We start from the raw sequence: 15,070 nt of genomic DNA, 5'->3' as shown, positions 1-15,070 counted from the left end.
GCTGTTTTAGCCCTCCGTGCCCTAATTCAGAAGATTATAAACAACGAACTTCGCTCCCGCTGCTCCAGATTACTGCTGCGGTGACCTTTGCCTGTCGTGTCTTCCATTAATAAAACCTCGCCCTGCTCAAACTCACGTTTTTCGCCAAGCGAGGTTTCTATTTCTACACCACCATCCAACAGCACCACGTATTGTTTTGCTGGTGCAGTATGAAGGTCGTTATATCCCGCGGGTACTTTTCTGAAAACAACTTCCTTTACCGCCACACTTTGGGATAGATGGCCAATCGGGCCGCCATTGGTTAGCGGGTAAAACACATCATCAAAACAACTATCGCCATTTGCATCGGCATATACGCGGGTTACTTTAAATTGCTCCATTGTATTAAGCTGCTAAAAGCTTGTCCCATTCGGGGTGTTTACGCAGGAAAACTTGTACGTAAGTACAAAGCGGTATCAATATTAAATGATGCGCTTCGATGTATTTAAAGGCTTTCTCTACTATCGCTTCGGCAACGCCCTGGCCCTGCAGTTCTTTAGGCACCTCGGTATGGATGAGGTAAATTTTATTATCCTTGGTTTTATAATCGATAAAGGCACGATGGCCATCCACAAATAGTTCAAAGTTGTGGATGGCTTCGTTGTTTATTAGTTCTGTATCGTCGTAGTTCATTTCCTTACCTTTTTAAAATTGCTCGCGGTCCATTTGGCTAACAGCCATGCTATAAGTTTGTTCATATAAATATGGTGCTGTTAGCCAGATCAATTTCTTCGCGACTGATGGTGTGCGGCCTGCCGTTATAAACTTTCAGCGTTACCGCTGCATCCATGCTTTTCAAAACTTTCACGCTCTCTTCCACCCTGCTCAAAGGCACGTGCGGGTCGGGGTTGCCTGTGGTTATCAATACGGGCATGCCAATGAAATCGCCTTTGTAGTTATCTAAATTCAGGCGTTCGCCAATCAGTCCGCCTGTAAAGGCAACCGCGCCACCAAATGGTTGGGCGTGGCGGGTGATGTATTCCAGTGTTAAACATGCCCCCTGAGAAAAACCGAGGAAGTATATCTTATGCGTCGGGATACCGTCTGCCAACGCCTGTTTCACGGTTTCATCCACCATTTCCAATGCCGAATTTAAGGCGGGCTGGTTCTGTGCATCGGGTGCTAAAAAACTCAAGGGGTACCAGCTATTATTGGTGGCCTGCGGCGCGTATATGGAGAAACCATCTACATCCAACTCATTTGCCACGCCTATAATATTGGCTGCGGTGCCACCCCTGCCATGCAATAGTATCAGCGCTCCTTTGGCAACGGCGGGTGCTGCACCCGCCGTTTTAATTTGCTTTGTGTGGCTATACATAATTAAACCAAACTTGGTAACGATTTTTCTAATGCCGACCTGAAACGTTCGTGCTGTGCAGGTAATTTCAGGTTCTGGCCCAATTCTTCAACCGATTCGTCGACTGCGAAGCCCGGGTTATCGGTAGCAATTTCGAACAACACGCCTCCCGGTTCGCGGAAGTATAATGAATAGAAGTAGTTACGGTCTATTTTATCAGTAATGTGCAAACCTAAAGCGGCAATCTTTTCGCGGTATTGCATCAATATTTCCTCGTTGGCTACCCTAAAGGCTACGTGGTGTACGCTGCCACCGGCCACATGGCCTGCAACTTCTCCGGCAACTTCAACCAGGTCAACGATATTGGCGTTTTCTACTGCATCAGTTACGAAACGGTAACGGTTTACGTGTTGCTCTAACAATTTGTAGCCAAATACACCGGTCAAAATATCGGCAGTAGGCTGCATTTTATTAGTAGTGATAGTTACGTTATGGAAGCCTTTAATAGCGTTCTCTGCTTTAACTTCGTCTGTTTCCCAAGGCAAGCGGTTATCGGCATTTTTTGATGCGGTCAACTCTAGCTTCAGGCCATCAGGGTCTAATACCGTTAAGTATTCTTCGCCAAATTTTTCGGCCACTTTGTTATAGATCACGTTATGTTTTTCGAAACGATTTACCCAAAAATCAAGACTGCCTTTTGGTACCGAGTAGCCAATTTCGGTAGCCTGCCTCGCGCCTCTGCGGCCGCTTTGTATGCCTTCCCATGGGAAGAACGTAAGGATGCTGCCGGGGGTACCTTCCTTGTCGCCGTAGTATAAGTGGTATGTTTCAGGGTCGTCGAAGTTTACAGTTTTCTTAACCAGGCGCTGGCCCAAAACATTGGTGTAAAAGTTATAGTTGCGTTTGGCATTACCAGCTATTGCTGTGATGTGGTGGATGCCGTTTATTGTATTTTCCATGATATTGTGTCCTTTAAATTGTTTGTGTTTTGTTCTTGTTTGTTGATATCAAATGTCGGTATAAACACAGCATTTCAACTTAATGTAGGTTAAAACGGAAAGTTAATGTAGGTTAAGAAAGATGTGCAGATTTTAGATTTTGAATGTGCAGATGATGAATAACGAAGAAGTAATGAGTGTTCTTCAAACCAAGCCTAACCACCGCGTCATTGCGAGGAACGAAGCAATCTCTACGTATGAAGAGCCGCTATGCAAATCCGACCTGCGAATAGGGAGATTGCTTCGTTCCTCGCAATGACGTGGGGCAGAGTCCTGTTATATCCTAAAATTCAAGCTCACATACGGGTACCAGCCCTCCACAGAGTGGCTGGCCAACACTTGTATTACAATAAGCGCCGCCGGCGAAAAATACGCACCGCCGCCTACGCCCTGATGCAGGCCGCCTGAGTTGTAATTATCGGCCCATACCCTGCCCACATCATAAAACCCACTGATGCCCAGTTGGCCGGGCAATAAGTACCCCTTGATGTTGGCCAGTTTTAGCCTCGCCTGGAAGTTGTTATACACCATATGCTTGCCCGCGAAACGGTTTTGAAGGAAGCCCAGCAGGTTGCCCTGCCCGCCCAAAAACATGCCCTGGTAAAAGGCCGGGCGACCAACGGTAATACCGCCGCCTACACGATCGCTTATTACCAATGCGCCATGGTTGGTTAGTTTTTTATAGAAAGTAAACTCCGAGCGCAGTTGCCCGTACGATTTGGAGTAGCTGTTCAATCCCCGGTAACCGGTTAAGCTAACGGTAAAATAGTGCCCATCGTTGGGAAATACGCCGCCTTTACGCTCGTTATCAATATAGTTAATGGCTATGCCCACATGCACTTTGTCTTTATCTACTATCAAACTATCGTATGAATTGATGAGTGGCGGATTAGTAATCAGTCTGCCTGCATTGCCTTCGGCATCGAAATGGTAATATTGGAACGATGGGCCAACGCTGATGCTTTGCACGCTATCCAGCCGCCAGCGCAACGCCGGGTCGAACTGATAGGTATCGAACCTGGTGCGGTAAAACCTGCGGTAATCCGGTCCCTTTACCAGCGGCGTGCTATTGCCGAAACCGAAGAAGTTCATGGTGTTATCCGGTGCCTGTATTTTGGCGTTCATCAGTAGGTCGGTTTTACCGAAGGCATGTATCCATTCGCCGCTGTAACGTATCCTGAACGCGTCAGTAGAGAAAGAATGGGTCACCATCAGCTGCTGCAAGCTGGTATAAGGCAGCTTGCGGAAGCCATCGTATTTGGTGTACTGCACGCCCAGACCCAGTAAAAAGCCGTCATCGGCATTGAGAGCAGCGGTAGCCAGCGGCATCCAAACATTATACGGATAGGAAGGGACGAATTTGGTATTGAAGGTATCGCGCGAAAGGCGCTTCCTAAAGATGCTTTCGTCGCCGATGAATTTTAGGCTATCCGGCTTATCGTAAAGCTTTACGCGCCCGTTAGATTTGATGCCCTCGTAAATTTTGTTGCCTTTGCCGCCAACCACGCGCAGGTTGATGGTGGAACTAGCGGTATTTATCGTCACATGGTCGTCCCCGCCCGATATAAATAGCCTTATCTCGTGGGTAATAGCAGGCTTGTACACCATATTCAGCAAAGTATCACCCAGCTTGCCCTCTTTGGTTATTTTTTGGATAAGCACCCGCATGCCGTTATCCGGCGCATCGGTAATGGTCACCTGTTCGTTTTTATCGCTGGCGCGTATATCTACCAGGCGGTTGATGAAGTAGTAATACTCCTCCATCGCCTTCGGGATGGCATCGCGGCGCTGTTTCAGCTCGGCCAGCAATTTATCATGCCTGATGTTGTAAGCTTCGACCGGCATTTTGCGCAAGCCGGCTTCCAATACGGCATCGGTTTCTGCAGCTACAAAGGCGTTGGTAATACGCATCCAATCTTCAAAAGATATCTGTGCATCGGTATAAGGTTTGATGAAACGGGTTTTGAAAATGGAGTATTTCACCCGGGGTATCTCCCCGCTGAAATTATCTATAGCCGGGGTGATGAAGGGCAAAGATGCGATGCTTGGAAACAGCCCCTGCGCTACGTGCAGTACCTGGTCGCGGTCGCGGGGTACGCCGATGTACATTTTGCCGTTGCCCTTTTGGCGGTCGAGCCAGCGCCATTGGTCCTCGTGGCGGTCCCAGTCGGCCACCAGCAAATCCAGCAGGCGTGCGCGCAAAAATGCCTCGCCATCAAAATGGTTGTCATTATCTTCTATGATTTTGCCCAAAGCCTTGGGCGTATTGTCAGAATTGCCGCCGGGTTCGCGTTCTTCCAGCAGGCAAATGGTGTTGGCAAATTTCTGGCGGAATTTGCCCAGCGCGGGGTCATCTGCAACAACGCCAATTACCGGATTGGAGTGCGGTACGTTGGCGGCCTCGGCCATTGGGCCAACAATCAGGGCCGAGAATGGGTGCTGCCCGCTGATAGCATCGTCAAGCCAATCTACCGCGAATGTACCCGCAAAATTCGGTGGGAGCAGCTTGTCCGGCGATTTCTCTACGCTCCTGATCACCCACTCGTGGCCTTTTTTATCCTTAAGCCTTAGCGATTTGGATTGATAGCCCCCGCCCTCTTTATCGGGCGTAAGACCGCCATATACCTCGCTTATCCTGATAATGGGCAGCTTAACGGGCACGGCCCATTCCTCGCGGTAGTTTTTGCCGAAAAGCCATTTATGGGCACCCGTAACATCGTTATAGGAAGGGTGTACTTTTACTACAATGCTGTCCCTGAATTGGGGCGCGGGCAATTCGTTAACTGTATTTTGCTGCGCGTAACCCGTGGTGGCGGTAGCAAGTATGGCGGATAGGATCAGTAGGTATTTACGCATAGGATCAGGGATGTTTATGTAGCCGAATGCGGCTGGCGCATGCTGCTATGTTATCGGTATTTTATCATTAGGGTTTCGTGTACTTAAAAAACAATATGTTCCCACTGGCCAACTCGTCGCCTTCATTGGATATGTATAGGTTGCCTTTACTATCAAAAGCTATTCCCTCCGGCTGCAGGAAACCCCTTAAAGGGTAGCTCGCCTGCACTTTCCATTTATCATCTGTAACCAACAGCAGCTTATTTATAGATGATACGATGAACCACTGTTTGGTAAGCGGGTTACGCGCCAGCGCCGATGGGCGCAACTTGAACTTTTTTATCTCGCCTTCACTATCAACCGTGCTGGCATTTACGGTAAAATCGCCTGTTTTGGTAATGCTGCCATCGGTGCCCAGGTTGAATATATAACCCGAGTTGTTATCGGTAGATTTATCTATAGCACATTGCTTGCACAGGATATAGAGCTTGCCGCTCTCGTTATCGAAGTGCATGCCCTCGTACTCGCCCGGCGGCACCAGGTTTTTTACCTTTTGGCTCTTTATCTGGCCGCCCTTCACCTCGGTAAGCGGGAAACTGTGCAACTCGCCGTCGCTGCGGAGGATTACAGCCTGCCCGTTGCCAACGGCCACGTCTTCGTAATCGCCATGTTTACCAAATTTAGCACTTTTTGCTGTTTTATCACCCGGATGCAGGTAATAGATGTTGCCGTTCTCATCCTGTTCGGCATAAATAAGGTTGTCGTCGCCCTTGTTGAAGGCAATGCCCGATATCTCCAGCAATTCTGATGGCATCTTGTATTCCTGGGGCTTGCTTAAATCATAGCCCGGCGGCGATACGGCAGTGGCTTCCTGTTTTTCTTTATCCTTTTTGTGCTTGCCTTTTCTTTGTTTGCCATCATTTTGGCTACAGGATGCGCCAATGACGCCTAATATGATTACAGAAAATAAAATGGCTACCGTTTTCATGCTCATGGTGTTAATACAACCTCTTTTTGGCTTAAGTGCCGGTAAATGGCCTGTTGCGACTGTACCGGCGTACCGGTTAATTCCGGCTTAATGTTTTGTAGTTGTTCATTCAACAACACCGCCTGTACATTATCGTTTAGTTGCAGCGCAATTATTTCTGTTATCTGCTGCTTTATGGCTTCATCATACACCGGGAAACAAACCTCAATGCGATGATATATATTGCGGTTCATCCAATCTGCCGAGCCCATAAATATTTCAGGCTGCCCATTGTTATTGAAGATGAATGCCCGCCCGTGCTCCAGGTAACGGTCAACGATGCGTTTGATGCTGATGTTCTCGCTCATGCCCATTACGCCCGGTATCAGGCAGCATATCCCCCTGATGAGCAGCGATATATTCACCCCCGCCTGCGATGCCTCGTAGAGCTTATCAATCATCACCTTTTCTTCGAGGTTATTCATCTTAATGGTGATGGCGGCGGGCAGGCCCTGCCTTGCAAAAGCTATCTCGCGGTCTATCAGTTCCAGGAAGCGGTTTTGCAGATTAAACTGCGCTACCAGTATATCTTTAAAATCGATGTGGTTGTCCTCGGTCGGCTTCTCGCGTTTAGCCAGGAATATAAATAGTAGCTCCACCTCGCGCAGCAATTTGGGGTTGGCGGTGAGCAGAATATGGTCGGTATAGAACCGGGCGGTACCTTCATTGAAATTGCCGGTAGCCAAAAGACCCGTGTAGGCCATGCGCCCGCCTTTTCGCGTTTTTACCAGCGCAACTTTGGCATGCACTTTTAGCGCGGTAACGCTGTAGATGATGTCCACACCTGCGCTCTTCATTTTTTTTGCCCATTTGATGTTGTTGGCTTCATCAAAGCGGGCCTTCAGCTCTACCACTACCCGCACCTTTTTGCCGTTTTTGGCGGCGCTGATCAAGGCGTTCACTATTTTTGAATCGCTGGCTACGCGGTAAAGCGTAACGCTTATCTCCTCTACATCGGGGTTATTGGCTGCCTCGTTAAAAAACCGCAGTATGGTATCGTACGATTGGTAGGGCGCGTTAATGAGCAGATCCTTGCGGACCAATGCATCGGCAATCAATTCATCGGGACGGATATCCTCCAGCATTGCTGCCGGCCATTTATCGTACGCCAGGCCAGGCGCGCCAACAGGCAGGACAAAGAAATCTTTAAGATTATGGTAGCGCCCCCCTTCCATGCTGGTGGGTTTATTAAGGTTGAGGTAATTGCTCAGGCTATCCAGTATCCACATGGGCATATCGGCCTGATATAAAAAACGAGTGGCAAAGCCCAAATCGCGTTTGTTGAGTTGTTTTTCTATCTGTTCAGAAAGGTCGCCCGAGTACTCGTCTTTCAGGTCGAGCTCGGCATCGCGGGTAATTTTAAAGCTGTAGCAGTTTTTGATTTCGGCATGCCTGAACAGCTTATCCAGGTTCCAGCGGATAACATCATCCAGGAAACAGATGTACTGCAGACCATCGGCTTTCGCCATGTAAAAGCGCGGCAGGTTATCAGATGGGATATTAATCAGTACCAGCTTATCGGTATTGTTTTCGCGCAACTCTACTAAAAAATATATCTTATTATTTTCGGGGAAGAAACCGTGGGTAGCATCTAATGCAATGGGCTGCAAAAAGGCCAGCACCTCGGCTAAAAAGTAGTTGCTCACCTCTGCCTGCAAAATCTGAGGCAGCAGTTGATTATATATCAGGTTTACTTTTTCCTTAAGTAGCAACGGAATAAGTTGGGTAGTGAGTATCTCGCCGAAATGCTGCTGCTGGGCCAGTATAAGTGCCGATGCCTGCTGCAATATATCAGCCTGCTTATCGGCATCTACTTCGCTACTTTTTTTCTCGCCAATTTTTTGGAGGGCACGCAGCACGGGCATGCGCACACGGTAAAACTCATCGAGGTTGGAAGAGTATATCGCCAGGAATTTTATACGTTCCATCAGCGGCACGGCCGTGTTTGCAGCCTCGTCCAGCACGCGCTGGTTAAAGCCAAGCCAACTCAGGTCGCGGTTGAAGTACTTTTGCATAAGCCTTTACAATATAGGTTTACCCGCAAAAAATGCCGACGATACAATAAACGCCAATACCGAAATGATCAGCCCAAACATGAAGATATTGTAGGCAATGCGCAGCAACCTGTATTTTTTGCCCAGCACCACGCCCTGCGCGTACACATCTTTTATCAGGCTACCGTACAAAAAGTCTTTATCGTCCATCATCTTCTCCATCCCGTAGGTATATTCCTCTAAAGTTGCTTTATAGAAATTGCCAAAAAACAGCAGGTTCACGGTTTTATTATCCACTTCTTCGCGGGTAAACAACCCTGCGGGGATTGACGGCCGCGTGGCCAGGATAGAGAAAGTAATAGCCAGCAGACTGATGGCTAACAGGATAAAGGTAGGGATAACCAAAAACTCGTTCTCGCTAAGGCGGCGCAGCACCAAACTGATGATGGCCGAAAGAATAATAGAGTTTACCGTTATCATGATATGGGCCTTGTTATCAGCCATATCGCTCAATCGCTGATGGTTGGATGAGCTTATCCTAAACATGGTCTCGATGCCTTTTTTGGGCTCCTCCTGTTTCTCCTTGTCCTTATCTTTGTTCTTTTTGTCGGCTTTTTTATCGGCCACCACCGGTACAGGGGCTATCCGCGCAGCAGCCTGGTTGTCGGCCTCTTTTTCCTGTGCCTTGGCCAACTTGCTCTTCAATTCTTCGATGTTTTTGCGCTTGGAGTTGTTCAGCAGCACCTGGCAATAATCGGTATGGTATTGATGTGCCGATAAAAACGCGATGCTTTTGCGCCACCACTCAGCCTTTTTAACCTCCAGACCATGCAGGGTCGCGCCTTCTTTACGCATCTTTTTATCGGTATCGAAAAAATCGTCGGTACCCAGATGGTACAAATCGGCATCGCAGATGATTTTCTCCAGCAAGCTTAAGGGCGATTGCGGCATGCGGGTGGCCATGATGCATCCTTTTACATCGGCGATATCTTCCTCAGGTAAGCCGATTTTTTTGAGGTAGGCAACGGCCAGTTCGGCACTTTTTTCTTCGTGGTTGTTTATATCCACCATGTAGCCAGTATCGTGGAACCAGCTGGCCGCCACTACAACAAAGTAATCGCGATCGTTCACCTGGTAGTGATTGGCAATTTCTGTTGCCCGCGCGGCTACCCCTTCGGTGTGCTTTTTATCGTGGTAAACAAGGCGCGGATCGCCGTGGGTTTTGTAATAGGCCAGCACATGCTCGCTAACCTGTTTTATCAATTGCTGGTAGTTCATAAATAGATGCTGCTATAACAACCCTTACCTAAAATTGTGTGCAAACGCATTAGGCGCAAAACAATTTATTGAGTACTTTGCTAACACAAATACACGGTTTGCGATAAATATAAATATTAAAACAAAGCCGTACACCTATGATGAGTTTTTTTTACAAGCGCACGATCAAAATAGCCATAGCGGCACAGTTATTAACATTTTTTGCGGGGGGCGTTCAATCCTTTGCACAAACAGTGGTCGTACCACCCAAGGATACCGTAGCTGCCCTACCCGCCCCAAAACCAAAAGTTGCCGTTGTGGTGCCTAAAGTAGATAACTTCATCCAACGGTTTGACGACCGTACCATGATAAGCCTTGCATTAAACCGAACGCCCGAGGTAACGCCTACCATGCGCTTCCTCTCGCGCAACCTGATGTACGGCAACATAGGCGTGCCTGCGGCCTTGCTGGTAGGCGGCATTATTACTAACGACCGCAATATGCGCGAAAACGCGGGCTATGTGGCCAGCAGCACGGCCATTACCTTCGTGGCTACTTATTTGATCAAGAAACTGGTAGGCCGCCCCCGCCCGTTCATCCGTAATTTAAAGATAGTGCCGGTTTATATCCCCGGCGAAAGCTCGTTCCCATCGGGGCATACCTCTACCAGTTTTTCTACCGCCATGGCCCTATCAAGGGCTTACCCAAAATGGTATGTAGTAGCGCCTGCATTTTTATGGGCCGGCGGCACGGCTTATTCGCGAATGTACCTGGGCGTGCATTACCCTACCGATGTATTGGGCGGCGCGGCTTTGGGCAGCGGCACGGCATTGGCTTTGAAGCCAGCGTTTTAGAGGGGGATTTGTCTGAACTCGAATTTGGGGGAATTTTACAGAAGCATTGTACGCAACTGTCATTCAATTCTGCCCATTCTAAAAATTCCTTAAAATTCGAGTTCAGACAAATAGTCAACCAATAGTCAACACTCCCTCCTAATTAAGTCATAAAGAATATTTTATATATAAAAAGGGCAGTAATTAATTAATTTTGCCTTAACATACTATCTGCCCCAAATGCTATCAGAACCTACCTACTTGCCTGCCCGCATTGTTGCACCTGTTATTGAGGCGCACTTTAAAAAGCACCTGCTTGAAGCGCAGGAGATTATAGGCGTAAACCTGGCTACCGCGCCCGATAGCATGATTATAGAGGCCGTTATCGATATCGGCTTTTGGGCCAGCCTGCGGCGCGAGGAAGGGCATTCGCCAAAGATATCGCTGGCATTGCTTAGTCCCACACAATCCGATAAACCTTTGATATTCGGGCAAAAACTTAGGCTTACGCCACAGAATTTGATAAAACTGGCCCCCGCCGTGGAGCAACCCGGCATACACCTTGGCGTTTGGCGCGAGGGCGACGACCTGTTTATATGGGGCACTACGCACAGCATCCCCTCTATTTGTTTTGTACTGGAAGTGGTAGAGCCGGGCTTACTGGTGATCAAACACCGCCGGGTTGATGGTTTTGGCAAATTTGTAAACATTGCCGTGTTGCAGGGCGACCAAATAAAGGTGCTTGACGAGGTTACCATGGGCGTCGCCGATTGCCCCGTGCTGCTTAAATCGCTGGCGAATATGCCGCTCCCTTCTTTTATGGGCGAATCGTTCAACGTGCTGGTGCAGTTAGCCTCCTCTATGCGCTTGCACGGCAAGGGCGGCCTGGTAGCTATTGTGCCGGTGGGTACTGATAAGTGGCACGAATCTGTTGTACATCCTATAAAATATCCGGTTACACCGGCCTATAGTGCCATACCGGAATTGCTGTCGCTTAATGATACCGAACGCAAGAAGCGCGAATGGCAGGAATCGCTTTTAGAAGCAATAGACCTTATCGGCGGTTTCACGGCGGTTGATGGCGCTACCATCATCACCAACAAATACGATTTGCTTGCTTTTGGCGCAAAGCTTACCCGTGCAGAAAAAAGTGCCCGCATCGGCCAGATCGTACTGACCGAACCCCTTGCAGAAGCAAAAGCTATCAAGGTACACCCCGCACAAAACGGCGGCACCCGGCATTTGGCAGCGGCCCAGTTTGTTTACGATCAAAACGATGCCATTGCGTTGGTAGCTTCCCAGGATGGGCAGTTCACCGTGTTTGCATGGTCTGTAGAAATGCAGATGGTGCACGCACACCGCATTGATGTGTTGCTGTTGTAACATTTTAACTTAACAATTAGTCTACCGTACTGTACTATATATTTATGAATTTAAATGCGTTAGCAGATAGCCCCTTTAGCCTCCATATCTCATTCCATAAGCTGATTGAGCATTACGAGGAACTCGCCGCCCAAACCGGACCGGCGGCCGCTTACGCGCAGGCTATCCTCGAAGAAATAAAGCCCTTTCCCGAACTGCGGGACGGCATCACCAAAAAAAGCCAAATAATCGACAATACTGAGGTAATAAGCCATCTGTTGGATAGCCTGTTCCCCAGGGCCTTAACGGATAATGAAATAAAAGCGGTGAGCATCCCTTACCAGGACATTCTCTTTAACCAAACCAACCGCTTCAAAAACATCCTGAAATCGGCCGGGGAAGGATTCGACATCTCTTTCAGGGATTACGACGAACCATCGTTCTACATTATGGCCTGCTGTATTATACTGGATGCCATATATGGTACGCGCCTTAATTTTTCCAAGCCGCTTTACTATGATATACCCGATGCCAATGGTATCATCAAGCATTACCGCATATTGTATAATGCCGATTTCCTTGAGATTTCGCCTAATGAAAAAGCTGTTGAGATAACGCCGGAAGACATAACCATGCTTACCGATAACTTCAGCAACATCGACCTGTGGAAAGAAAAATTCCCAATAGGCAGCTGGAATTTGCGGGGCTTCGGGCTGATTACGCTGTACGATGCCACAGTGGAAAGTGCTGTATCATCCTTAAAAGGCGCCTTGCTTGGCCGAGATTCTGCTGAGGTAAATCCTTACGAGAGCATTCTGTCTGTATTCCGTTCGATATACCGCATCGCTGATTTGCGCGTCGGTTTCATCGAGTTCGACCCTGAGGAACAAGTGTTTAGCCTACCAAAATTCAGTTCGCAACTCGGCAGTTTCTTTTTGCCTGAAGATATAGAAGAGGAGTTTTGCACGGATGCGCTTTGCATGAACTCACTGAATGGCGTAGTTACGGATAGGGTTTATTTCGCGGTGGCCGACACGCAGCAACTTTGGGCAAAAAACCCGGGCAGCAAGCTGGCCAAACGGCTTAAAGAACAAAATATCAATAGCTTTATACTTGCCCCGGTAATTAAAGATGGCAAGATGCTAGGCATCATAGAGCTGGTATCGAGCCGTAAAGGCGAGCTGCATAGCGTAAACGCCAACCAACTGGATGTGGTAATGCCGTTTTTAACCGATACCATCGCCCGTAAGGTTTCTGAAAAGCAAAACCAGGTTCAAGCCATTATACAAGACGAATATACCAGCATACACCCAAGCGTTTACTGGAAATTTAAGAAAGAGGTGGATAAATACCTTTATTTAAAGGCGGAGAAGAAGCCTTACGCCCTGCGCGAGATTACCTTTACCAACGTGTACCCGCTATATGGGCAGGTCGACATCAAAGGCTCATCAGACACGCGTAACAACAGCCTGCAAACCGACCTGAAGAACCAACTTACGGCCGCCATTAACCTGGTAGGCAAGCTGACCGTTTCCTCTGGCGTAGAATCACTGGAAAGCGTACTCCAGCATTTACGGTCGTACGAAATAGAGCTTGGCACCGCGCTGAAGGCAGATACCGAACAACAGCTGCAAAACTACCTGGACCATTTGGTGCACCCCATATTTAAGGAGGCCCTTGTTCTGGAGGTGCCCAATAGCCCGGCTATAGAAAAGTATTTTGAGGATGCCGACAAGATGGGCGATTTCCACCTGCAGCGGCGCAAGTATGAAACCACCGTGGCTATTATCAACGAGCGCATGGCAACCATGCTGGATCGCTGGCAAACCGAAGCACAAAGCTACTACCCGCATTATTACGAACGTTTTAAAACAGATGGCGTAGAGCATAACCTGTACATAGGCGAAAAAATATCCCCATCGAAACCCTTCGACATGAAGTATGTGTACAACCTGCGCTTATGGCAATTGCAGGTTTTATGCGAAATGGAACTTGAACACCACTTTAACCGCGAGATACTGCCCTACCCGCTTGAAGTAACCTCGCTGATACTGGCGTTCAGCCTTCCGCTTTCAATCCGTTTCCGGATGGATGAGAAACGCTTTGATGTGGATGGCACCTATAACGCTCGTTTCGAAATCGTAAAGAAACGTATAGATAAGGCCCTTGTAAAAGGTACTACGGAACGGATTACGGCCATAGGTAAGCTCACCATCGTGTACTCTAACCATGATGAGGAAGTGGAATACCTCACCTACATACGCTTTTTGCAGATGAAGAAGATGGTGGATGAAGAAGTAGAAATGCTGGAAATTGAGGATTTGCAGGGCATATCGGGCTTAAAAGCCATTCGTGTAAAGGTGTTGTACGATAGCAGCCTGCCATCGAAAAAATGCTACACCTATGATGAATTGCTGGAGGTGATAGACCCGGAAGAGATGAAATATCAAAAAGCCAACGAGCCGAACACGCCGCTTTTATAGTCGGCTATGGCCTGTTCAATTTCTTCGGCGATATTCATCACAAAGTTATCTTTAGCTGCTACCGGCTCATCTATAGGCTCGGCAGAAAGGAATAGTATTTGGGTATCTTCTTCGGCGGAGAGGATAAGTTCTTCGTTGTCTTTTTCAAACACAACCAGATTATACTGATTTACTGTCTCCAGGTTTACGCTCAGGCAGCCTTTTACAATGTAAAGCAGCGTCCAATAGCCGGGGGTGGCGGCAATCTGCACGGTTTTGCCTTTGGCAATTTTGCCCACTACCGATATTACCGCGGTGATGCTTTTTAGTGGCCCGGTTTTGCCGTCGAATTGCCCGCTTACCAAATGCAGGCTTACGCCGTCCTGTTCCAAAACCAAAGGTTGCTCTTCTTTTGCGGCCGATTGATAGCTGGGCTCGTCGAATTTATTTACAGCGGGTACGTTTACCCAAAGCTGCAGCAATTCCTGTACGCCGCCTTGCGTCAATAGCTCTTGCGTCGGCCCCTCGCTGTGCAGTATGCCCTTGCCGGCGAACATCCACTGGGCATCGCCGGCTTTCACGGTTTCGTTATGGCCCGCACTGTCTTTATGGTAACCCTCACCCTGCAACATAAAAGTAACCGGCGCAAAGCCCCGGTGAGGGTGCGGATGGATACGCAGCTGCTGGTCGGGCTCAATTTGCTTCGGCCCCAGGTGATGCAGCACAATAAAAGGGTTGGCGAACCTGAAATCCATATGCGGTAAGGGCTGCCTTACGCTATCCTCCCTCGTTATCTGCTTCTCGCGACCTAAAAGGATGTGCTTTATCTTCTTTTTCATAATGAGCGTTATTATTTTAAAACCACAGAACGCGGACGTTGCACACAGAGGCGCACAGATCTGCGGTTGTTGACTCTTAAATCTCTGTGCGCGTCGGTGTTTTTCTCTGTGCCCTCTGTGGTTAAAA

At 48.2% G+C, this 15,070-nt stretch carries 12 protein-coding genes; 3 read left to right on the top strand and 9 right to left on the bottom strand.

The annotated features are described in order from the left end of the window. Positions 1–26 precede the first annotated feature (26 nt). From AC1DXC_RS19985 to AC1DXC_RS19950, 8 genes are all read right to left on the bottom strand, one after another. Positions 27–380 (bottom strand): cupin domain-containing protein, encoded by a 354-nt coding sequence (locus AC1DXC_RS19985; protein WP_477460949.1) that lies wholly within the window; start codon positions 378–380, stop codon positions 27–29. Positions 381–384: 4 nt separating this feature from the next. Next, the gene (locus tag AC1DXC_RS19980) at positions 385–672 is read right to left on the bottom strand and encodes a GNAT family N-acetyltransferase (RefSeq protein ID WP_477460948.1); all 288 of its coding nucleotides are present in this window, start codon (positions 670–672) and stop codon (positions 385–387) included. Positions 673–733: 61 nt separating this feature from the next. Next, positions 734–1,357, bottom strand: coding sequence for an alpha/beta hydrolase (locus AC1DXC_RS19975; protein ID WP_477460947.1), 624 nt, complete (start codon positions 1,355–1,357; stop codon positions 734–736). Between the two features lie 2 nt (positions 1,358–1,359). Next, positions 1,360–2,295, bottom strand: a complete 936-nt coding sequence (locus AC1DXC_RS19970; RefSeq protein WP_477460946.1) for a ring-cleaving dioxygenase — start codon at positions 2,293–2,295, stop codon at positions 1,360–1,362. A gap of 315 nt (positions 2,296–2,610) precedes the next feature. Further along, on the bottom strand, positions 2,611–5,190 hold the full coding sequence (locus tag AC1DXC_RS19965) for a BamA/TamA family outer membrane protein (RefSeq protein WP_477460945.1): 2,580 nt from the start codon (positions 5,188–5,190) through the stop codon (positions 2,611–2,613). Positions 5,191–5,257: 67 nt separating this feature from the next. After that, a complete protein-coding gene (locus AC1DXC_RS19960; RefSeq protein WP_477460944.1) occupies positions 5,258–6,157 on the bottom strand; it encodes an SdiA-regulated family protein in 900 nt (299 codons plus the stop codon). A gap of 2 nt (positions 6,158–6,159) precedes the next feature. After that, positions 6,160–8,211, bottom strand: a complete 2,052-nt coding sequence (ppk1, locus tag AC1DXC_RS19955) for a polyphosphate kinase 1 (protein WP_477460943.1) — start codon at positions 8,209–8,211, stop codon at positions 6,160–6,162. Between the two features lie 6 nt (positions 8,212–8,217). Next, positions 8,218–9,468 (bottom strand): Pycsar system effector family protein, encoded by a 1,251-nt coding sequence (locus AC1DXC_RS19950; protein WP_477460942.1) that lies wholly within the window; start codon positions 9,466–9,468, stop codon positions 8,218–8,220. Positions 9,469–9,605: 137 nt separating this feature from the next. Here AC1DXC_RS19950 and AC1DXC_RS19945 point away from each other — a divergent pair, with 137 nt between their 5' ends. The 3 genes from AC1DXC_RS19945 to AC1DXC_RS19935 all read left to right on the top strand — a co-directional run bounded on the left by AC1DXC_RS19945 (position 9,606) and on the right by AC1DXC_RS19935 (position 14,125). Beyond that, positions 9,606–10,301, top strand: coding sequence for a phosphatase PAP2 family protein (locus tag AC1DXC_RS19945; protein WP_477460941.1), 696 nt, complete (start codon positions 9,606–9,608; stop codon positions 10,299–10,301). 219 nt (positions 10,302–10,520) lie between these two features. Next, positions 10,521–11,663: a putative sensor domain DACNV-containing protein gene (locus AC1DXC_RS19940; protein WP_477460940.1), complete on the top strand. Its 1,143-nt coding sequence runs from the start codon at positions 10,521–10,523 to the stop codon at positions 11,661–11,663. Between the two features lie 44 nt (positions 11,664–11,707). Next, on the top strand, positions 11,708–14,125 hold the full coding sequence (locus AC1DXC_RS19935; protein WP_477460939.1) for a GAF domain-containing protein: 2,418 nt from the start codon (positions 11,708–11,710) through the stop codon (positions 14,123–14,125). On the opposite strand, the gene AC1DXC_RS19930 is transcribed toward AC1DXC_RS19935, so the two are convergent. Beyond that, entirely contained in the window at positions 14,089–14,943 is an 855-nt protein-coding gene (locus tag AC1DXC_RS19930; RefSeq protein ID WP_477460938.1) for a pirin family protein, read from the bottom strand. The genes AC1DXC_RS19935 and AC1DXC_RS19930 overlap by 37 nt on opposite strands. Between the last annotated feature and the right edge of the window lie 127 nt (positions 14,944–15,070).

This window comes from Mucilaginibacter sp. P2_D11 (assembly GCF_056404435.1).
The sequence above is the reverse complement of the archived record's forward strand: the minus strand, read 5'-3'. Positions and strand labels throughout refer to the sequence as shown.

What these genes read in the sequence shown, in the direction of transcription:
- ppk1 (WP_477460943.1), bottom strand. Translation starts at nt 8,211, where the DNA reads ATGCAAAAGTACTTCAACCGCGACCTGAGTTGGCTTGGCTTTAACCAG.
- AC1DXC_RS19965 (WP_477460945.1), bottom strand. Translation starts at nt 5,190, where the DNA reads ATGCGTAAATACCTACTGATCCTATCCGCCATACTTGCTACCGCCACC.
- AC1DXC_RS19980 (WP_477460948.1), bottom strand. Translation starts at nt 672, where the DNA reads ATGAACTACGACGATACAGAACTAATAAACAACGAAGCCATCCACAAC.
- AC1DXC_RS19975 (WP_477460947.1), bottom strand. Translation starts at nt 1,357, where the DNA reads ATGTATAGCCACACAAAGCAAATTAAAACGGCGGGTGCAGCACCCGCC.
- AC1DXC_RS19985 (WP_477460949.1), bottom strand. Translation starts at nt 380, where the DNA reads ATGGAGCAATTTAAAGTAACCCGCGTATATGCCGATGCAAATGGCGAT.
- AC1DXC_RS19945 (WP_477460941.1), top strand. Translation starts at nt 9,606, where the DNA reads ATGATGAGTTTTTTTTACAAGCGCACGATCAAAATAGCCATAGCGGCA.
- AC1DXC_RS19935 (WP_477460939.1), top strand. Translation starts at nt 11,708, where the DNA reads ATGAATTTAAATGCGTTAGCAGATAGCCCCTTTAGCCTCCATATCTCA.
- AC1DXC_RS19970 (WP_477460946.1), bottom strand. Translation starts at nt 2,295, where the DNA reads ATGGAAAATACAATAAACGGCATCCACCACATCACAGCAATAGCTGGT.
- AC1DXC_RS19940 (WP_477460940.1), top strand. Translation starts at nt 10,521, where the DNA reads ATGCTATCAGAACCTACCTACTTGCCTGCCCGCATTGTTGCACCTGTT.
- AC1DXC_RS19960 (WP_477460944.1), bottom strand. Translation starts at nt 6,157, where the DNA reads ATGAAAACGGTAGCCATTTTATTTTCTGTAATCATATTAGGCGTCATT.
- AC1DXC_RS19930 (WP_477460938.1), bottom strand. Translation starts at nt 14,943, where the DNA reads ATGAAAAAGAAGATAAAGCACATCCTTTTAGGTCGCGAGAAGCAGATA.
- AC1DXC_RS19950 (WP_477460942.1), bottom strand. Translation starts at nt 9,468, where the DNA reads ATGAACTACCAGCAATTGATAAAACAGGTTAGCGAGCATGTGCTGGCC.